At 60.6% G+C, this 17077-nt stretch carries 28 protein-coding genes; all 28 read right to left on the bottom strand.

The annotated features are described in order from the left end of the window. Window positions 1-38: 38 nt before the first annotated feature. Entirely contained in the window at window positions 39-665 is a 627-nt protein-coding gene (rpsD, locus tag A7D16_RS15845) for a 30S ribosomal protein S4 (protein ID WP_002811641.1), read from the bottom strand. 15 nt (window positions 666-680) lie between these two features. Further along, window positions 681-1073, bottom strand: coding sequence for a 30S ribosomal protein S11 (rpsK, locus tag A7D16_RS15840; RefSeq protein WP_003486671.1), 393 nt, complete (start codon window positions 1071-1073; stop codon window positions 681-683). Window positions 1074-1083: 10 nt separating this feature from the next. Beyond that, a complete protein-coding gene (rpsM, locus tag A7D16_RS15835; protein ID WP_003486672.1) occupies window positions 1084-1440 on the bottom strand; it encodes a 30S ribosomal protein S13 in 357 nt (118 codons plus the stop codon). A 332-nt stretch (window positions 1441-1772) separates the two neighbouring features. Beyond that, window positions 1773-3137 (bottom strand): preprotein translocase subunit SecY, encoded by a 1365-nt coding sequence (gene secY, locus A7D16_RS15830; protein ID WP_008571664.1) that lies wholly within the window; start codon window positions 3135-3137, stop codon window positions 1773-1775. Window positions 3138-3144: 7 nt separating this feature from the next. Further along, entirely contained in the window at window positions 3145-3588 is a 444-nt protein-coding gene (gene rplO, locus A7D16_RS15825; protein ID WP_003486676.1) for a 50S ribosomal protein L15, read from the bottom strand. A gap of 4 nt (window positions 3589-3592) precedes the next feature. Further along, window positions 3593-3784: a 50S ribosomal protein L30 gene (rpmD, locus tag A7D16_RS15820; protein WP_064634203.1), complete on the bottom strand. Its 192-nt coding sequence runs from the start codon at window positions 3782-3784 to the stop codon at window positions 3593-3595. After that, window positions 3777-4319: a 30S ribosomal protein S5 gene (gene rpsE, locus A7D16_RS15815; RefSeq protein ID WP_064634202.1), complete on the bottom strand. Its 543-nt coding sequence runs from the start codon at window positions 4317-4319 to the stop codon at window positions 3777-3779. The genes rpmD and rpsE overlap by 8 nt, the downstream gene beginning before the upstream one ends. A gap of 158 nt (window positions 4320-4477) precedes the next feature. Next, a complete protein-coding gene (gene rplR / locus A7D16_RS15810; RefSeq protein ID WP_010371104.1) occupies window positions 4478-4837 on the bottom strand; it encodes a 50S ribosomal protein L18 in 360 nt (119 codons plus the stop codon). Between the two features lie 91 nt (window positions 4838-4928). Then, complete coding sequence (rplF, locus tag A7D16_RS15805) at window positions 4929-5456, bottom strand: 50S ribosomal protein L6 (RefSeq protein WP_064634201.1); 528 nt, start codon at window positions 5454-5456, stop codon at window positions 4929-4931. Window positions 5457-5471: 15 nt separating this feature from the next. Beyond that, window positions 5472-5870 carry a 30S ribosomal protein S8 gene (gene rpsH, locus A7D16_RS15800; RefSeq protein WP_064634200.1) on the bottom strand — a complete coding sequence of 133 codons (399 nt, stop codon included), beginning with the start codon at window positions 5868-5870 and terminating at the stop codon, window positions 5472-5474. 204 nt (window positions 5871-6074) lie between these two features. Beyond that, window positions 6075-6380, bottom strand: a complete 306-nt coding sequence (gene rpsN, locus A7D16_RS15795; protein ID WP_005917137.1) for a 30S ribosomal protein S14 — start codon at window positions 6378-6380, stop codon at window positions 6075-6077. Window positions 6381-6398: 18 nt separating this feature from the next. Continuing rightward, window positions 6399-6941: a 50S ribosomal protein L5 gene (gene rplE, locus A7D16_RS15790; protein WP_010371090.1), complete on the bottom strand. Its 543-nt coding sequence runs from the start codon at window positions 6939-6941 to the stop codon at window positions 6399-6401. A gap of 11 nt (window positions 6942-6952) precedes the next feature. After that, window positions 6953-7270, bottom strand: a complete 318-nt coding sequence (rplX, locus tag A7D16_RS15785) for a 50S ribosomal protein L24 (RefSeq protein ID WP_003486696.1) — start codon at window positions 7268-7270, stop codon at window positions 6953-6955. Between the two features lie 15 nt (window positions 7271-7285). Next, window positions 7286-7654 carry a 50S ribosomal protein L14 gene (gene rplN, locus A7D16_RS15780; RefSeq protein WP_003486699.1) on the bottom strand — a complete coding sequence of 123 codons (369 nt, stop codon included), beginning with the start codon at window positions 7652-7654 and terminating at the stop codon, window positions 7286-7288. Window positions 7655-7668: 14 nt separating this feature from the next. Continuing rightward, window positions 7669-7938 (bottom strand): 30S ribosomal protein S17, encoded by a 270-nt coding sequence (gene rpsQ / locus A7D16_RS15775; protein ID WP_010371082.1) that lies wholly within the window; start codon window positions 7936-7938, stop codon window positions 7669-7671. 11 nt (window positions 7939-7949) lie between these two features. Then, a complete protein-coding gene (gene rpmC / locus A7D16_RS15770; RefSeq protein ID WP_003486703.1) occupies window positions 7950-8135 on the bottom strand; it encodes a 50S ribosomal protein L29 in 186 nt (61 codons plus the stop codon). After that, window positions 8135-8548 (bottom strand): 50S ribosomal protein L16, encoded by a 414-nt coding sequence (gene rplP, locus A7D16_RS15765; protein WP_003486706.1) that lies wholly within the window; start codon window positions 8546-8548, stop codon window positions 8135-8137. The genes rpmC and rplP overlap by 1 nt, the downstream gene beginning before the upstream one ends. 5 nt (window positions 8549-8553) lie before the next feature. Beyond that, entirely contained in the window at window positions 8554-9288 is a 735-nt protein-coding gene (rpsC, locus tag A7D16_RS15760; RefSeq protein WP_064634199.1) for a 30S ribosomal protein S3, read from the bottom strand. 17 nt (window positions 9289-9305) lie between these two features. Then, on the bottom strand, window positions 9306-9641 hold the full coding sequence (gene rplV, locus A7D16_RS15755) for a 50S ribosomal protein L22 (RefSeq protein WP_002811686.1): 336 nt from the start codon (window positions 9639-9641) through the stop codon (window positions 9306-9308). A 12-nt stretch (window positions 9642-9653) separates the two neighbouring features. Further along, complete coding sequence (gene rpsS, locus A7D16_RS15750) at window positions 9654-9923, bottom strand: 30S ribosomal protein S19 (RefSeq protein ID WP_005993369.1); 270 nt, start codon at window positions 9921-9923, stop codon at window positions 9654-9656. Between the two features lie 6 nt (window positions 9924-9929). Then, window positions 9930-10757: a 50S ribosomal protein L2 gene (rplB, locus tag A7D16_RS15745; RefSeq protein WP_003486715.1), complete on the bottom strand. Its 828-nt coding sequence runs from the start codon at window positions 10755-10757 to the stop codon at window positions 9930-9932. Between the two features lie 10 nt (window positions 10758-10767). Beyond that, complete coding sequence (gene rplW / locus A7D16_RS15740; RefSeq protein ID WP_002811694.1) at window positions 10768-11067, bottom strand: 50S ribosomal protein L23; 300 nt, start codon at window positions 11065-11067, stop codon at window positions 10768-10770. Further along, entirely contained in the window at window positions 11064-11669 is a 606-nt protein-coding gene (gene rplD, locus A7D16_RS15735; RefSeq protein WP_016900669.1) for a 50S ribosomal protein L4, read from the bottom strand. Before rplD ends, rplW begins: the two co-directional genes overlap by 4 nt. A gap of 12 nt (window positions 11670-11681) precedes the next feature. Next, entirely contained in the window at window positions 11682-12332 is a 651-nt protein-coding gene (gene rplC / locus A7D16_RS15730; RefSeq protein WP_011036123.1) for a 50S ribosomal protein L3, read from the bottom strand. Window positions 12333-12343: 11 nt separating this feature from the next. Next, entirely contained in the window at window positions 12344-12655 is a 312-nt protein-coding gene (gene rpsJ / locus A7D16_RS15725) for a 30S ribosomal protein S10 (protein ID WP_003486723.1), read from the bottom strand. Between the two features lie 457 nt (window positions 12656-13112). Next, window positions 13113-14303 carry an elongation factor Tu gene (tuf, locus tag A7D16_RS15720; RefSeq protein WP_064634192.1) on the bottom strand — a complete coding sequence of 397 codons (1191 nt, stop codon included), beginning with the start codon at window positions 14301-14303 and terminating at the stop codon, window positions 13113-13115. 49 nt (window positions 14304-14352) lie between these two features. Beyond that, window positions 14353-16470: an elongation factor G gene (gene fusA, locus A7D16_RS15715; protein WP_064634198.1), complete on the bottom strand. Its 2118-nt coding sequence runs from the start codon at window positions 16468-16470 to the stop codon at window positions 14353-14355. A 137-nt stretch (window positions 16471-16607) separates the two neighbouring features. Beyond that, entirely contained in the window at window positions 16608-17075 is a 468-nt protein-coding gene (rpsG, locus tag A7D16_RS15710; protein WP_005993356.1) for a 30S ribosomal protein S7, read from the bottom strand. Between the last annotated feature and the right edge of the window lie 2 nt (window positions 17076-17077).

The following is a 17077-nucleotide window of genomic DNA, read 5'->3' as shown; positions in this document are numbered from 1 at the left end:
GCGAACCTCCGGCAGTGCCGGAGGTTCTCCAATGTGAATTACTTCGAATACAACTCGACGATCAGCGCTTCGTTGATATCCGAAGGCAGGTCAGCGCGATCCGGAACGGCCTTGAACACGCCGCTGAACTTCTTCGAATCGACTTCAACCCACGACGGCGTCATGTCGTGCTGCTCAGCCACGGTCAGGGCTTCCTGCACGCGGAGCTGCTTCTGTGCCTTTTCCGACAGCGTGATCGCATCGCCAGCCTTGATCTGGTACGAGGCCAGATTCACCGACTTGCCATTGACCAGCACGCCACGGTGCGACACCAGCTGGCGCGCGGCCGGACGGGTGACGGCAAAGCCCATGCGGTAGCAGACGTTGTCCAGACGGGTTTCCAACAACTGCAGCAGGTTCTCGCCGGTGTTGCCCTTCTTGGTCGAGGCCTTCTTGTAGTAGTTGCGGAACTGACGTTCCAACAGACCGTAGATACGCTTGACCTTCTGCTTTTCACGCAGCTGGGTGGCGTAGTCGGAGAGCTTGCCCTTGCGTGCCGCGCCGTGTTGGCCGGGCTTCTGCTCAAGCTTGCACTTGGAGTCCAGCGCACGCGCCGGGCTCTTGAGGGAAAGGTCGGCGCCTTCGCGGCGCGCGAGCTTACAGGTAGGACCGATATAACGAGCCATTTCTTATCGCTCCCTTTAGACGCGACGCTTCTTCGGCGGACGGCACCCGTTGTGCGGGATTGGCGTCACGTCGATGATGTTGGTGATCTTGTAGCCCACGTTGTTCAACGAACGCACGGCCGACTCACGGCCCGGACCCGGACCCTTGATACGTACTTCCAGCGACTTCACGCCGTAGTCGAGCGCAGCGCGGCCAGCCTTTTCGGCGGCAACCTGAGCAGCGAACGGGGTCGACTTACGCGAACCACGGAAACCGGCGCCGCCGGACGTAGCCCACGACAGCGCATTGCCCTGGCGATCGGTGATGGTGACGATGGTGTTGTTGAACGAAGCGTGGACATGAGCGACGCCGTCAGTGATGACGCGCTTGATCTTCTTCTTCGTTTTCTTTTCTGCTGGCTTTGCCATGATCTATCCCTTACTTCCTGATCGCCTTGCGCGGACCCTTACGGGTGCGGGCGTTGGTACGGGTGCGCTGACCACGCAGCGGGAGACCACGGCGATGCCGCAGACCGCGATAGCAGCCCAGGTCCATCAGTCGCTTGATCGCGATACCGATTTCGCGGCGCAGGTCGCCTTCGACGACATACTTGCCGACTTCGGCGCGCAGGCGCTCGATTTCGGGTTCGGACAGATCACGAATCTTCGTGGTCGAGGTAACGCCTGCGGATTCGCAGAGCTTCTTCGAACGGGTACGGCCGATGCCGTAGATGCTTTGCAACCCGACCCAGACGTGCTTCTGGGCTGGCAGGTTGACGCCTGCAATACGCGCCATGACGCGATTCTCCAACTGAGTGATGGCCCGACGGCGCCCAGGCGCCACCCGGCAGGATGGATCAAAAATGAACTCGGAATTGTAGCTAGGCCTCGGATTGCTTTGAAGCCCATGGAACCAAAGGTTCCATCGACCCGGCGTGGGGAGTGTGCCCTCGCTCCGGCGCCGGACGGTGTTGATCCAGAAAACCTCTCCGAATCGCCTGTGCTACTCCCGCACAGGACCACCCCGTCACACCCGCGCGCGAGACGTCGCGCGAGCCGCCCTTCTGATCGGAAGATCGTGGCCCGGGAACCAGGCCGTCTTCACGTAATGAAGATCTAGTGTACCACTTAACCGCGCGCCAGACCGCCGCGCGAGCCGCCCTTGAGGTTGGCCTTCTTCAGCAAGCTCTCATACTGATGCGACATCAGGTGCGCCTGAATCTGCGCGATGAAGTCCATCACCACTACCACGGCGATCAGCAGCGAGGTGCCACCGAAGTGGAACGAAGTGCCGAGCTGCGTGCGCATGATTTCCGGCAGCAGGCAGACGATCACCAGGTACAACGAGCCGGCGGCTGTCAGACGGGTCAGCACACCATCCACGTAGTCGGCGGTGGCCTTACCCGGACGAATCCCCGGAATCAGTGCACCCGACTTCTTGAGGTTGTCGGCGGTTTCCTGCGAATTGAATACCAGCGCGGTGTAGAAGAACGCAAAGCCAATGATCAGTGCCGCAAACACCAGCATATGCACCGGCTCACCAGGCCCAAGCGCATTGGCAATCTTCTGCAGCCACGAACCCACGCCACCCGATGCCGCCTGACCCGACCACATGGACAGCGTCGCCGGGAAAGCCAGGATGCTCGAAGCGAAGATCGGCGGAATCACACCGGCCATGTTGAGCTTCAGCGGCAGGAACGAGGTCTGGTTCATGTACGCATTGCGACCGCCCTGGCGGCGCGCGTAGTTGACCGTAATACGCCGTTGCCCACGCTCGACGAACACCACAAACAGGGTAAAGGCGAGGATGGTGATGACGATCAGCAAGAGCGAGATGAAGCTCAAATTGCCTTCGCGGAACGCCTCAACGGTCTGGATTGCCGCCGACGGCAAACCAGCCACAATGCCGGCGAAAATGATCAGCGACACACCGTTGCCGATACCGCGCTCGGTAACCTGCTCGCCAACCCACATCAAGAAAATAGTGCCAGCCGTCAACGCAATCACTGCGGTGAGCACGAAGCCCATGCCCGGCGCATACACCACCGGAGCGCCACCAGGCGCGGTCTGGTTCTGCAATGCGAGCGCGATACTGCCGCCCTGCACCACTGCCAGCAACACCGCTCCGATACGCGAATACTGGGTGATCTTGCGTCGGCCGGACTCGCCTTCCTTCTGCATCGCCTTGAGGGCGGGAAAGATGTGCGTGGCCAGCTGGATCACGATCGATGCCGAGATATACGGCATCACATTCAACGCAAAAATACTGAAACGGTGCAGGGCGCCGCCCGAGAACATGTTGAACATGTCCACGATGCCGCCGCCCTGCGCCTGCATCAACGAAAGCATGGCATCGGGGTTCACGCCAGGCACCGGCACGTAGCAGCCGATGCGATAAACGATCAATGCCCCGAGGACGAACAGCAACCGCTGGCGAAGTTCCGTGAACTTGCCGAGCCCGCCACCGAGGTTACCAATGCCAGCCTGCGCCATCTGCCGATTACTCCTCTACGCTGCCGCCGGCAGCTTCGATTGCTGCCTTGGCGCCTGCGGTTGCCGCAACGCCCTTCAGCACGAACTTCTTGCTCAGCTCGCCCTTCAGCACGATCTTCGCCTTCTTGGCGCGGCTCGGGACCAGATTGGCCGCACGCAGCGCTGCAAAGTCGACATCACCGGCATCCAGCTTGTCCAGCTGGTAGGACAACACTTCTGCGGTGTCGCGCGCCATCTTGGAGCGGAAACCGATCTTCGGCAGACGGCGCTGCATCGGGGTCTGGCCGCCTTCGAAACCGGCCTTGATCTTGCCGCCACCCTTGCGAGCGAACGAACCCTTGTGACCGCGACCAGCGGTCTTGCCGAGGCCAGAACCGATGCCACGACCGACGCGGGTGCGCTCGGTACGGGCGCCGTCGGCCGGCTTGAGGTCATTAAGACGCAGAGTCATGGGATTACTCCTCAACCTTGACGAGGTAGTGAACCGTGTTGATCAGACCACGCACCTGCGGGCTGTCTTTCAGTTCACGCACATCGTTGAGCTTATTCAGGCCCAACGCACGCACCGACAGGCGGTGACGCGACTGGGTTCCACGCAAGCCGCGCACCAGGCGCACCTTGACGGTCTTGTTGGTGTCATTAGCCATGGTTGAGATCCTCGACCTTCTTGCCGCGCTTGGCAGCCACGCGCGCCGGCGACTGCACTTCCGACAGACCCTTCAGGGTTGCACGGACCAGGTTGATCGGGTTACGCGAACCGACCGCCTTGGCCAGCACGTTCTTGACGCCAACCGCTTCCAACACGGCGCGCATCGCACCGCCGGCAATGACGCCGGTACCTTCGGAAGCCGGCTGCATGTACACGCGTGCGGCGCCATGGCCGGACTTGACCGCATGCCACAGGGTGCCATTGTTCAGATCGACAGTGGCCAGGTTCTTGCGCGCCTGCTCCATCGACTTCTGAATGGCGACCGGCACTTCTCGCGCCTTGCCATAACCGAAACCGACCTTGCCCAGACCATCGCCGACCACGGTCAGCGCGGTGAAGGTGAATTGGCGACCGCCCTTGACCGTCTTGCTGACGCGATTGACCGCGACCAGCTTTTCGATCATGCCATCGTCGACTTTCTCTTCGCGGTTACGGTCGCGATCACGACCCCGCGGCGCACGTTCTTCTGCCATCTTGATTCCTTGATTGATTGAGTATGTACGGCTCGAAGCCGCTTATGGTTGTGGAGTCACGCTGTGTTCCCGGCACCGTTGCAAAAGAACGGGACAGTCCGGCATCTCCCTGCCGGCGGTATCGCGGATGTGGTCGATGACCACACCCGCAGCAGTGCTTAGAACTGCAGGCCGCCTTCGCGAGCTGCATCGGCGAGCGCCTTGATGCGGCCGTGATAGCGATAGCCCGAGCGGTCGAATGCGACCTTCTCGATGCCCGCAGCCTTGGCGCGCTCGGCGATCAGCTTACCGACCTTGACGGCCGCATCGCTGTTCTTGCCGTTCTTCAGGCCGTCCTTGACGTCGGCCTGCAGGGTGTTCGCAGCAGCGATCACCTTGGAGCCGTCGGCAGTGAAGACCTGCGCGTACAGATGCTGACCGGTGCGCAGCACCGACAGACGGGCGACGCCCAGCTCACGGATGTGCGAACGGGTGGACTTGGCGCGACGCAGACGGGCGATGTTCTTGTTGATGCTCATGATATGTGTCCTACGGAAGCTGAAGGAAAACAGGCTTTTGCAATAAGAAGTCCGGCCATGGATGGCCGGGCTCCCCGCAGAGGAACCTGCCTTACGCCTTCTTGGCTTCCTTGCGAATGATGACTTCACCGGCGTACTTCACACCCTTGCCCTTATAGGGCTCCGGCGGACGGAAACCGCGAATCTTGGCGGCGACTTCACCGACGCGCTGCTTGTCTGCGCCCTGGACCACGATTTCGGTCTGGGTCGGGGTCGACAGCGTGATGCCTTCCGGCGCCACGAACACCAACGGGTGCGAGAAACCGAGCGCCAGGCTCAGGTCCTTGCCCTGCATGGCAGCACGGTAACCGACGCCGACCAGCTCGAGCTTGCGCTCGAAGCCTTCGGACACGCCCTTGACCATATTGGCCAGAATGGCGCGCACGGTGCCGGTGATGGCCAGCTGCGACGGATCGTTCGCCGACAGGGTTGCAACATCGCCGTCGATGGCGATTTCCACGCCCACCGGCTTCGGCAGGGTCAACGTGCCCTTCGGGCCCTTGACGCTGACCAGCTCAGGCTGGACGTTGAGCTCAACACCCTTCGGAAGGGACACAGGCTTCTTGGCTACACGGGACATGTTCGATTCCTTCCCTTAGGCCACGAAGCACAGGACTTCACCACCAACGCCGGCTTCGCGAGCCTGCGCATCGGTCATGATGCCCTTCGACGTGGAGATGATGGCGATACCCAGGCCACCGAGGACCTTGGGCAGCTCGGTCTTGCCGCGGTACTGACGCAGACCCGAGCGCGAGAAACGCTTCAGGGTCTCGATGACCGGACGGCCTTCGAAATACTTCAGCACGATTTCCAGCTCCGACTTGTTGTTTTCGGTGGCCGTAACGCGCAGGTCGGCGATATAACCTTCGTCCTTCAGGACTTGGGCGATCGCAACCTTGATCTTGGACGACGGCAATTTCACCGTCTGCTTACCAACCGCGGCCGCATTCTTGATGCGAACCAGCAGGTCGGCGATGGGATCAGTCATGCTCATGTGAGTACCTTTGAGTGCACCGATATCCGCTTTCGCGAAAATCTTGTGTTTTCCTGGGGACGGGCCAGGACCCTTGACGCCATGCCAGGCCCGTACGGGCAAGACAGAAGCGGAAGTATACGACAAAAGAGCCCGACTTGCGCCGGACTCCCTTGTTGAACAGGACCAACCTGCTCGAACCGGCCGCTAACGGCCGGAATGCTGTTACCAGCTTGCCTTACGCAGGCCCGGAACGTCGCCGTTCATCGTGGCCTTGCGCAGCATGTTGCGACCCAGACCGAACTTGCGGTAGACACCGCGCGGACGACCGGACAGCTCGCAACGGTTGCGGTGGCGGCTCGGCGACGAATCGCGCGGCAGCTTCTGCAACTTGGTCGATGCATCGATCTTCTCTTCGTAGGACGCATCCTGGCTGGAGAGGATCTTCTTCAGCGCATCACGCTTGCCGGCAAACTTCTTCGCCAACTTTGCACGCTTGATGTCGCGGTGGATCATGGAGGTCTTTGCCATTTCGGATTTCCTCGACGGTCAGTTACGGAACGGGAACTTGAACGCTGCCAGCAGCGCCTTCGCTTCCGCATCCGTCTTGGCGGTGGTGGTGATGGCGATATCCATACCGCGAATCGCATCGACAGCGTCGAAATCGATTTCCGGGAAGATGATCTGTTCCTTCACACCCATGTTGAAATTGCCACGACCGTCGAAGGAGCGACCGGACACACCACGGAAGTCGCGCACGCGCGGCAACGAGATGTTGATCAGGCGATCCAGGAATTCGTACATCTTGGCGCGACGCAAGGTGGTCTTGCAGCCGATCGGCCAACCGTCACGAATCTTGAAGGATGCGACCGAAACGCGCGACTTGGTGACCACCGGCTTTTGACCGGAAATCTTGGACATGTCGGCGACCGCATTTTCCAGAATCTTCTTGTTGGTAGCGGCTTCGCCCACGCCCATGTTGAGCGTGACCTTGACCAGCTTCGGCACTTCCATCGGATTGGTGTAGCCGAATTCCTTCATCAGGGCCGGCACCACGTTTTCCTTGTAAAACTTTTCGAGACGAGTGTTCATGATCTCATTCCTCAGGCGTCAAGCGCCTCACCGCTGGAGCGGAACACACGCAATTTGCGTCCATCCTCCAGCACCTTGAAGCCAACGCGCTCGCCCTTGCCCGTTGCCGGGTTGACGATATTGACGTTGGAGATATGGATCGACGCTTCACGCTCGACCACGCCGCCGGCAACGCCTGCCTGCGGGTTCGGCTTGGTGTGGCGCTTGATGACGTTGGCGTTGGAAACGATCACGCGATCGCCGTCCACGCGCACAACTTCACCCTGCTTACCCTTGTCCTTGCCGGTGTTGATGACGACCTGGTCGCCCTTCTTGATACGGTTAGCCATGTGTATGTCCTCCGCTCACAGCACTTCGGGAGCGAGCGAGACGATCTTCATGAACTTCTCGGAACGCAGCTCGCGCGTCACCGGCCCGAAGATGCGGGTCCCGATCGGCTCCTGCTTATTGTTCAACAGCACAGCGGCGTTGCCATCGAAGCGGATCAGCGAACCGTCGGGACGGCGCACACCCTTGCGGGTACGCACCACGACGGCGTCGTAGACTTCGCCTTTCTTGACCTTGCCACGCGGAATGGCGTCCTTGACGGTCACCTTGATGATGTCACCAATGTGTGCATAGCGGCGCTTCGAGCCGCCCAGCACCTTGATGCACATCACTTCCTTGGCGCCCGAATTGTCGGCGACGTCGAGGTAGCTCTGCATCTGGATCATGATTCAGATCTCCCTTATTCAGCCGAACGGGTGACGATTTCCACCACCCGCCAGTTCTTGGTCTTGGACATCGGAGCAATCTCGGTCACACGCACGACGTCGCCTTCGTTGCAGGCATTGTCGGCGTCGTGTGCGTGCAGCTTGGTCGAGCGCTTGATGTACTTGCCGTACAGAGCATGCTTGACCTGGCGCTCCACCAACACGGTGACCGTCTTGTCCATCTTGTTGCTGACGACACGGCCTTCGACCGTGCGCAGCGCTTGCTTTTCGTTGTTGTCGCTCATCGCGGCCGTCCTTACTTGGTGCTGCCGAGCAGGTGCTTGACGCGAGCAATCTCGCGGCGCACCCGGCGGGTTTCGTGGGTCTTCGGCAGCTGGCCGGTGACCTGCTGCATACGGAGCGAGAACTGCTCCTTACGCAGATCGGTCAGGTGGGCCTTCAGTTCGTCAGCCGACTTCTCGCGGAGTTGTTTGATATCCATCAGCGCACCGTCCGGGTCACGAAAGTGGTGGTCACCGAGAGCTTTGCGGCGGCAAGGCGGAACGCCTCACGTGCGGTCTCTTCGGGAATACCCTCGATTTCATAGATCATGCGGCCCGGCTGAATCTGCGCGACCCAGTACTCCACGTTGCCCTTACCGGAGCCCATGCGGACCTCGATCGGCTTCTTGGTGATCGGCTTGTCGGGGAACACACGGATCCACATCTTGCCGCCCTTTTTGACGTGGCGGCTGATCGTGCGACGTGCTGCTTCAATCTGGCGTGCGGTCAGCTGACCGTGCGCCGTGGCCTTGAGGCCGTATTCGCCGAAGCTGACGGCGTTTCCGCTCCATGCCAGGCCGTCATTGCGGCCCTTGTGCATCTTGCGATATTTGGTTCGCTTGGGTTGCAACATTGCCGTTACCTCGCTTCACGAGCCGGACGCGACGGGCGGTCACCACGGTCGCCGCGATCGTTACGATCGTTGCGCGGGCTGTCGTCCTGCTTTTCCTGGCCAACCTGGGAGAAGTCGAAAACCTCGCCCTTATAGATCCAGACCTTGATCCCGATGATGCCGTACGTCGTGGACGCTTCGGCAAAACCGTAATCAATGTCGGCACGTAGCGTATGCAGCGGCACGCGGCCTTCGCGGTACCACTCCGAACGGGCGATTTCTGCACCGTTGAGGCGGCCAGCCACATTGACCTTGATGCCCAGGGCACCCAGGCGCATCGCGTTACCGACCGAGCGCTTCATTGCACGGCGGAACATGATGCGACGCTCAAGCTGCTGCGCGATCGACTCGGCGACCAGCTGCGCATCCAGCTCCGGCTTGCGCACTTCGGTGACGTTGATGTGCGCCGGAACGCCCATCAGCTCGCTCACTTCCTTACGCAGCTTTTCGATGTCCTCGCCACGCTTGCCGATCACCACGCCCGGACGGGCGGTGTGGATCGTCACGCGGGCGGTTTTGGCAGGGCGCTCGATCAAGATCTTGCTGACACCTGCCTGCGCGAGCTTCTTGCGCAGCATTTGACGCACTTTCAGGTCGGCTGCCAGATAGGCAGCGAAATCGCCCTTGTTTGCGTACCACTTGGAGTTCCAGTCTTTGGAGATACCAAGACGGATTCCAGTCGGATGAACTTTATGACCCATGGTCTTTTCCTTTCCGCTTACTTGGCGGCGCCGACAATCACAGTGATGTGACTGGTGCGCTTGAGGATGCGGGTACCGCGGCCTTTCGCCCGCGCCATGAAACGCTTCAGGGACGGACCTTCATCAACCATGATGGTCTTGACCTTCAGCTCGTCGACATCCGCGCCCTGATTGTTTTCGGCATTGGCAATCGCCGACTCCACAACCTTTTTGATCAGGTGTGCAGCCTTTTTATCCGAGAACTTCAGCAGATTGACCGCACGCTCGGCGGACAAACCACGCACCTGGTCAGCGACCAGGCGGGCCTTCTGCGGGGAGATGCGCGCGGTGCGCAGGATTGCTTTCGCTTCCATCGTCATCTCTCCTTACCTGCTCGACTTCTTGTCGCCACCGTGACCCTTGAAGGTCCGGGTGACGGCAAATTCGCCGAGCTTGTGGCCGACCATATTCTCGTTGACGAGCACCGGAATGTGGTTCTTGCCGTTATGCACGGCGATGGTGATGCCTACCATTTCGGGCAGGATCATCGAACGGCGCGACCAGGTCTTGATCGGCTTCTTGCTACCCGCAGCGGACTCCACCTTCTTTGCAAGGTGGTGATCGACGAACGGGCCCTTCTTGAGTGAACGTGCCATGGTCGATTAGCCCCTACGATCGCGGACGATGAACTGCTGGGTGCGCTTGTTCTTGCGCGTCTTGTAACCCTTGGTCGGGACACCCCACGGGGTGACCGGATGTGGATTACCCTGACCAGCCTTCGCTTCACCACCACCGTGCGGGTGATCGACCGGGTTCATGGCCGCACCGCGAACGGTCGGGCGAACACCGCGCCAACGCTTGGCGCCGGCCTTGCCCAACTTCTCGAGGTTGTGCTCGTCGTTGCCGACTTCGCCGATGGTGGCGCGGCATTCGACCGGCACCTTGCGCATTTCGCCCGAGCGCAGACGCAGCGTGGCATAGATGCCTTCGCGAGCGACCAGCTGGACGGCTGCACCGGCAGCACGTGCGATCTGAGCGCCCTTACCCGGCTTCAGCTCGATACCGTGAACCGTCGTACCGACCGGGATGTTACGCAGCGGCAGCGTGTTACCGGTCTTGATCGGCGCGTTGGCACCGGCAATGACCTGATCGCCAGCCTTCAGACCTTTCGGGGCGATGATGTAGCGGCGCTCGCCGTCGACATAGCACAGCAGGGCGATATGAGCGGTACGGTTCGGATCGTATTCGATCCGCTCCACACGCGCCGGAATGCCTTCCTTGTTGCGCTTGAAGTCGATGATGCGGTAGTGCTGCTTGTGGCCACCACCGACGTGACGCACGGTGATGCGGCCATGGTGGTTACGGCCACCGGACTTGCTCTGCGAATCGAGCAGCGCCGCATGCGGTGCGCCCTTGTGCAGATCGGGAGTAACCACGCGCACGGCGGAACGACGGCCGGGAGAGGTGGGTTTGAACTTCATCAATGGCATGGGATGGACCTCAGGCCTTGGCCGTTACGTCGATGGACTGACCATCAACCAGGCGGACGTACGCCTTGCGCCAATTGCCACGGCTGCCAGCACGGTTACGGAAGGACTTGCTCTTGCCCTTGACGTTGACCACGTTGACTGCCTTGACCTTGACGTCGAACAGCTGCTCGACCGCGGCCTTTACATCGGCTTTGGTGGCTTCGTTCGAAACTTCGAAGACATACTGGTTGGAGATTTCCTGCAGGCGCGCGGTCTTTTCGGAGACTCGCGGAGCACGCAGCACGCTGAAGATTTTTTCGTTGCTGCTCATGCCAGCCACTCCTCGACCTTCTTGACCGCATCGGCGGTGATCACGACCGTATCGGCCCCGACCAGAGCGACCGGATCCAGACCCTGCACATCACGCACCTGCACATACGGCAGATTGCGAGCGGACAGATACAGGTGCTCGGAGGCTTCTTCGGTGACGATCAGCGGGCGCTTGCCCACGTCCAGTCCCTTGAGCTTCTCGATCAGACCCTGGGTCTTGGTGGTTTCGACGTCGAACGCATCGACGATCATCAGGCGACCCTGGCGGTTAAGCTCAGAGAAGATCGCGCAGATGGCCGCACGGTACATCTTGCGGTTGACTTTCTGCTCGAAGCTGCGCGGCTTGGCCGCGAAGGTCACGCCGCCGCCGACGAAGATCGGAGCCGTCAACGCGCCATGACGCGCGCCGCCGCCCTTCTGCTTCTTCGACTTCTTGGTCGTGCCCGCAACTTCCGAACGCGTCTTCTGTGCCTTGGTACCAGCGCGACCGGCGTTGCGATAAGCGACGACGACCTGGTGAACCAGATCTTCGCTGAATTCGCGACCGAACACGGCATCGGAGACCGAGACCTTGTTGTTGCTACCCGTGATAACGAGTTCCATCGTCATCTCTCCTTATGCCTTGCTCGCCGGACGGACGATCACGTCGCCACCAGCTGCGCCAGGCACGGCGCCGCGGATAGCAATCAGACCACGCTCGACGTCGACCTTGACCACTTCCAGGTTCTGCGTGCTTTGCTGCACGGCGCCCATGTGGCCCGACATCTTCTTGCCCGGGAAAACGCGACCCGGGGTCTGGCGCTGACCCAACGAACCCGGCGCGCGATGCGACAGCGAGTTACCGTGAGTTGCATCGCCCATACGGAAGTTGTAGCGCTTGATGGTGCCCTGGAAACCCTTACCCTTGGTGACGCCCTGGACGTCGACCTTCTGGCCGACCTCGAAGATGTCCGCCTTGATTTCGCCGCCGACGGCGAAATCGCCGAGCTGCGCATCTTCAACGCGGAATTCCCACAAGCCACGACCCGCTTCGACCTTCGCCTTGGCGAAGTGACCGGCGGCCGGCTTGTTGACCAGTGCGGCGCGACGCGCGCCAACGGTAATCTGCACGGCGCTGTAGCCGTCAACTTCGACGGTCTTGATCTGCGCGATGCGGTTCGGAGTTGCTTCGATCAGCGTGACCGGTACCGAGCGGCCGTCTTCAGTGAAGACGCGGCTCATACCAGCCTTGCGGCCCACGAAGCCCAACGAATATTTCTTCGTCATGGTCGTAGTCCTCAGGTGAGCTTGATCTGGACGTCGACGCCAGCCGCGAGTTCGAGCTTCATCAGCGCGTCCACGGTCTTGTCGTTCGGGTCGACGATATCGAGCACACGCTTGTGCGTGCGGGTTTCGTATTGGTCACGCGCATCCTTGTCGGCATGCGGGGATACGAGGATGGTGTAACGTTCGATCTTGGTCGGCAACGGGATCGGGCCACGCACTTGCGCGCCGGTCCGCTTAGCCGTTTCGACGATCTCGCTGGCCGAACGGTCGATCAAACGATGATCGAACGCCTTCAACCGAATCCGGATCTTTTGTTCCGACATGACGGAAGCTTCCTTCGTTAAAAGAGCGACGGGCAAGGCCTCTGGGATACCTGCCCCGATATTCCTGACGTTGATGAATTCGCCGTAATCCTGTCAGCGAGGGCATTTCCTCCGCCCAAAAACTGAGGCAGCCCGGTAAACCGGCCTGCCCAGACGGAAAAGTATAGTGCGCAACCAGAGCATCGTCAACAACACGTGGTTGTTGAGTGCTCCACGCAACGCGACCTTCCCGGTCTGGCGAACACGAGCGGCGTCCTGCCGTTCTTTTCGCTGTAACTCGGCGCCCTACCCAGGGACATCGAGCCGCGCATTATAGCGAGGGATTTTCGTCCTCGCAAGCAGCCAGAACAAAAAAGGCGGCAGGCGCCAGCAGCATTTCCGCTTACAAAAAAGGGCCGGCTTGCGCCGACCCTTTTGGCTGCGCCGGCAACCCAGGTTGCCGGACTGCAGGCGGGTCTTACTTGATGATCTTGGCAACCACGCCGGCGCCGACGGTACGGCCACCTTCACGGATGGCGAAGCGCAGACCTTCGTCCATCGCGACCGGGTTGATCAGGGTCACGACCATCTTCACGTTGTCGCCCGGCATCACCATTTCCACGCCTTCCGGCAACTGGCAGGCGCCAGTGATGTCGGTGGTACGGAAGTAGAACTGCGGACGGTAGCCCTTGAAGAACGGGGTATGACGGCCACCCTCGTCCTTGGACAGCACGTAGACTTCGGCTTCGAACTCGGTGTGCGGCTTGATCGAACCCGGCTTGCACAGCACCTGGCCACGCTCGACGTCGTCACGCTTGGTGCCGCGCAGCAGCAGACCGGCGTTATCGCCTGCCTGACCCTGGTCCAGCAACTTGCGGAACATTTCCACACCGGTGACGGTGGTCTTCTGCGTGTCGCGGATACCGACGATTTCGATTTCGTCGCCGACCTTGATGATGCCGCGCTCGATACGACCGGTCACCACGGTGCCACGACCCGAGATCGAGAACACGTCTTCCACCGGCATCAGGAACGGACGGTCGACGTCGCGGGTCGGATCCGGAATGAAGGTATCCAGGGCTTCGACCAGCTTCAGGATCGCCGGCACACCGATGTCGCTCTGATCGCCGTCCAGCGCCAGACGGGCCGAACCGTGGATGATCGGAGTGTCGTCGCCCGGGAAGTCGTACTTGCTCAGCAGCTCACGCACTTCCATCTCGACCAGCTCGAGCAGCTCGGCGTCGTCGACCATGTCGGCCTTGTTCAGGAACACGACGATGTGCGGCACACCGACCTGACGCGAGAGCAGGATGTGCTCACGGGTCTGCGGCATCGGACCGTCGGCAGCCGAACACACCAGGATCGCGCCGTCCATCTGCGCCGCACCGGTGATCATGTTCTTGACGTAGTCGGCGTGGCCGGGGCAGTCGACGTGCGCGTAATGGCGAACTGCGGACTCATATTCAACGTGCGCGGTCGAGATCGTGATACCACGCGCCTTCTCTTCCGGCGCTGCGTCGATCGCGTCGTACGCCTTGAACTCGCCACCGAAACGCTCGGCACCGATCTTGGTCAGCGCAGCGGTCAACGTGGTCTTGCCATGGTCGACGTGACCAATGGTGCCGACGTTAACGTGCAGCTTTTCGCGAATATATTTAGCTTTTCCCATGAATCACAACCTCTAATTGAAAAATCTTGTTTGAAGCGGCTGAGCGAACTCAGCCCTTCTTGGTGACGGCGTCGGCGATGTTGGCCGGCGCCTCTTCGTAATGGTCGAATTCCATCGAGAACGTCGCACGACCCTGGCTCATCGAGCGCAGCGACGTCGCGTAACCGAACATCTCACCCAGCGGAATCATCGCATTGATGATCTTGCCCGACGGGCTGTCGTCCTGACCCTGCAACACGCCACGACGGCGGCTCACGTCGCCCATCACGTCACCCAGGTAATCCTCCGGACTGACGATTTCGACTTTCATGATCGGCTCCAGCAACACCGGGCTGGCTTTTGCGAAGCCCTGCTTGAACGCCATCGATGCGGCCAGCTTGAACGCCATTTCCGAGGAGTCGACGTCATGGTACGAGCCGAACACCAGCTTGACCTTGACGCCCACCACCGGGAAGCCGGCGATCGGACCACTGGTGATCGTCTCGCGCAGACCCTTTTCGACCGAGGGGATGAATTCCTTCGGGATAATGCCGCCGGTGATGTCGTTGACGAACAGGAAATCGTCCTTGACGTTGTCACTCTTGCGCTCTTCCTCGGTCATCGGCGACAGCTCGATCACCACGTGACCGTACTGACCCTTACCACCGGACTGCTTGGCGTGCTTGTAGTCGGACTTGACGTCGGACTTGCGGATCGTTTCGCGGTAGGCCACCTGCGGCTTGCCGACGTTGGCCTCGACATTGAACTCGCGACGCATGCGGTCGACGATGATGTCCAGGTGCAACTCGCCCATACCCGAGATGATGGTCTGGCCGGATTCTTCGTCGGTCTTGACGCGGAACGAGGGATCTTCCTGCGCCAGACGGCCCAGGGCCATGCCCATCTTTTCCTGGTCCGACTTGGTCTTCGGCTCCACCGCCATCGAGATCACCGGCTCCGGGAACACCATGCGTTCCAGGGTGATGATCTTGTCCTGCGCACACAGCGTGTCGCCGGTGGTGACATCCTTCAGACCCACGGCAGCGGCGATGTCACCAGCGCGCACTTCCTTGATCTCTTCGCGATTGTTGGAATGCATCTGCAGGATGCGGCCCACGCGCTCTTTCTTCGACTTGACCGGGTTATAGACCTGGTCGCCGGAGTTCAGCGTGCCCGAATAGACGCGGAAGAACGTCAACGAGCCCACGAACGGGTCGGTCATGATCTTGAACGCCAACGCCGAGAACGGCGCCGTATCGCTCGCCGCGCGCGTGTCTTCCTTCTCGTCTTCGTCGATACCTGCAACCGGCGGACGGTCGGCCGGCGACGGCAACAGGTGCACGACGCCGTCAAGCATGGCCTGCACACCCTTGTTCTTGAACGCCGAGCCACAGAACACCGGCACGATTTCGACCTTCAGGGTGCGCTCGCGCAGACCGGCGATGATCTCTTCTTCGCTCAGGTCGCCTTCGTTGAGGTACTTGTCCATCAGGTCTTCGCTGGCTTCAGCAGCCGCTTCCACCATGAACGAACGTGCCTCGGTCGCGATCTCGACCAGATCGGCCGGGATATCGCGGTATTCGAAGGTGGTGCCCTGCGACGCGGTATCCCAATGGATCGCCTTCATCTTCAGCAGGTCGACCACGCCCTCGAAGCCATCTTCGGCACCGATCGGCACCTGCATCGGCACGGCATACGCACCCAGACGGGCCTTCAGCTGCTCAACGACCTTGTCGAAGTTGGCACCGGTACGGTCCATCTTGTTGACGAAGGCCATGCGCGGCACGGAATACTTGTTGGCCTGACGCCACACGGTCTCGGACTGCGGCTGCACGCCACCGACGGCACACAGCACGAACACCGCACCGTCGAGCACGCGCAAGGAGCGCTCCACTTCGATGGTGAAGTCGACGTGCCCGGGGGTGTCGATGATGTTGAAGCGATACTGCTGCATGGACTTGTCCATGCCCGACCAGAACGCAGTGGTCGCAGCGGAGGTGATGGTGATACCACGCTCCTGCTCCTGCTCCATCCAGTCCATCACTGCAGCGCCGTCATGGACTTCGCCGATCTTGTGACTCACACCGGTGTAGAACAGGATGCGCTCGGAAGTGGTGGTCTTGCCGGCATCGATGTGGGCCATGATGCCGAAGTTGCGGTAACGCTCGATAGGGGTGGTGCGGGCCACGGGGAGCCTCTCAATTTCTTGGAATTCGGATGGCCGAACGCCGCCTTTCGGCGGCCTTCGGATTTGATGCGACGCAAGATGCGTCGCAAACAGCACTCATATGGTGCTGAAGGGCCCCGTTACCAAGGCCCACGAGGTCACCAGCGGTAATGTGCGAACGCCTTGTTCGCCTCCGCCATACGGTGGGTCTCTTCGCGCTTCTTGATCGCGCCGCCACGGCTTTCCGAGGCGTCCAGCAGTTCTGCAGCCAGCTTGCGCGGCATGGTGTTCTCACCACGCTTGCGCGCGGAATCGATCAACCAGCGCATTGCCAGCGCCATGCGACGGGATGAGCGCACTTCGACGGGCACCTGATAGGTAGCACCACCAACGCGACGCGATTTAACTTCGACAGCCGGGGCCACGTTGTCCAGTGCTTTCTGCACCAGCTCGACGGCATTCGGATTCTTTTCGCCAATGACGTCCATTGCGCCATAGACAATTTTCTCAGCAACCGACTTCTTGCCACTTTGCATCACCATATTGATGAAGCGGGCAATGGTTTCGCTGCCATGCTTTGGATCTGGCAGGACGGTGCGCTGCGGAGTAGAACCTTTACGGGACATTT

Source organism: Xanthomonas nasturtii (assembly GCF_001660815.1).
Lineage (GTDB): Bacteria > Pseudomonadota > Gammaproteobacteria > Xanthomonadales > Xanthomonadaceae > Xanthomonas > Xanthomonas nasturtii.
Note: the sequence above shows the minus strand (reverse complement) of the source record. Positions and strands in the feature narration are given on the sequence as shown.

Bases quoted from the DNA above. Each gene is read 5' to 3' on its own strand.
- rplN (WP_003486699.1), bottom strand. From the start codon at position 7,654: ATGATCCAGATGCAGAGCTACCTCGACGTCGCCGACAATTCGGGCGCC.
- rplR (WP_010371104.1), bottom strand. From the start codon at position 4,837: ATGAGCATCAACAAGAACATCGCCCGTCTGCGTCGCGCCAAGTCCACC.
- rpsE (WP_064634202.1), bottom strand. From the start codon at position 4,319: ATGGCAGAAGAACGTGCGCCGCGGGGTCGTGATCGCGACCGTAACCGC.
- rplF (WP_064634201.1), bottom strand. From the start codon at position 5,456: ATGTCCCGTGTAGCCAAGAAGCCTGTGTCCCTTCCGAAGGGTGTTGAG.
- secY (WP_008571664.1), bottom strand. From the start codon at position 3,137: ATGGCGCAGGCTGGCATTGGTAACCTCGGTGGCGGGCTCGGCAAGTTC.
- rpsG (WP_005993356.1), bottom strand. From the start codon at position 17,075: ATGTCCCGTAAAGGTTCTACTCCGCAGCGCACCGTCCTGCCAGATCCA.
- rplV (WP_002811686.1), bottom strand. From the start codon at position 9,641: ATGGAAGCGAAAGCAATCCTGCGCACCGCGCGCATCTCCCCGCAGAAG.
- rpsS (WP_005993369.1), bottom strand. From the start codon at position 9,923: ATGGCACGTTCACTCAAGAAGGGCCCGTTCGTCGATCACCACCTTGCA.
- rplC (WP_011036123.1), bottom strand. From the start codon at position 12,332: ATGACGAAGAAATATTCGTTGGGCTTCGTGGGCCGCAAGGCTGGTATG.
- rplX (WP_003486696.1), bottom strand. From the start codon at position 7,270: ATGGCTAACCGTATCAAGAAGGGCGACCAGGTCGTCATCAACACCGGC.
- rplW (WP_002811694.1), bottom strand. From the start codon at position 11,067: ATGAGCAGCAACGAAAAAATCTTCAGCGTGCTGCGTGCTCCGCGAGTC.
- rplB (WP_003486715.1), bottom strand. From the start codon at position 10,757: ATGCCATTGATGAAGTTCAAACCCACCTCTCCCGGCCGTCGTTCCGCC.
- rpsC (WP_064634199.1), bottom strand. From the start codon at position 9,288: ATGGGTCATAAAGTTCATCCGACTGGAATCCGTCTTGGTATCTCCAAA.
- rplO (WP_003486676.1), bottom strand. From the start codon at position 3,588: ATGACTCTGCGTCTTAATGACCTCAAGCCGGCCGACGGCGCCCGTACC.
- rpsK (WP_003486671.1), bottom strand. From the start codon at position 1,073: ATGGCAAAGCCAGCAGAAAAGAAAACGAAGAAGAAGATCAAGCGCGTC.
- rplP (WP_003486706.1), bottom strand. From the start codon at position 8,548: ATGTTGCAACCCAAGCGAACCAAATATCGCAAGATGCACAAGGGCCGC.
- rpmC (WP_003486703.1), bottom strand. From the start codon at position 8,135: ATGGATATCAAACAACTCCGCGAGAAGTCGGCTGACGAACTGAAGGCC.
- tuf (WP_064634192.1), bottom strand. From the start codon at position 14,303: ATGGGAAAAGCTAAATATATTCGCGAAAAGCTGCACGTTAACGTCGGC.
- rpsM (WP_003486672.1), bottom strand. From the start codon at position 1,440: ATGGCGCGTATTGCAGGCGTCAACCTGCCAGCCCAGAAGCACGTCTGG.
- rpsJ (WP_003486723.1), bottom strand. From the start codon at position 12,655: ATGTCGGAACAAAAGATCCGGATTCGGTTGAAGGCGTTCGATCATCGT.
- rpsH (WP_064634200.1), bottom strand. From the start codon at position 5,870: ATGAGCATGACTGATCCCATCGCCGACCTGCTGGTTCGCATCAAGAAT.
- rpsQ (WP_010371082.1), bottom strand. From the start codon at position 7,938: ATGAGCGACAACAACGAAAAGCAAGCGCTGCGCACGGTCGAAGGCCGT.
- rpmD (WP_064634203.1), bottom strand. From the start codon at position 3,784: ATGGCTAATGACACCAACAAGACCGTCAAGGTGCGCCTGGTGCGCGGC.
- rplE (WP_010371090.1), bottom strand. From the start codon at position 6,941: ATGAACACTCGTCTCGAAAAGTTTTACAAGGAAAACGTGGTGCCGGCC.
- rpsD (WP_002811641.1), bottom strand. From the start codon at position 665: ATGGCTCGTTATATCGGTCCTACCTGTAAGCTCGCGCGCCGCGAAGGC.
- rplD (WP_016900669.1), bottom strand. From the start codon at position 11,669: ATGGAACTCGTTATCACGGGTAGCAACAACAAGGTCTCGGTCTCCGAT.
- rpsN (WP_005917137.1), bottom strand. From the start codon at position 6,380: ATGGCAAAGACCTCCATGATCCACCGCGACATCAAGCGTGCAAAGTTG.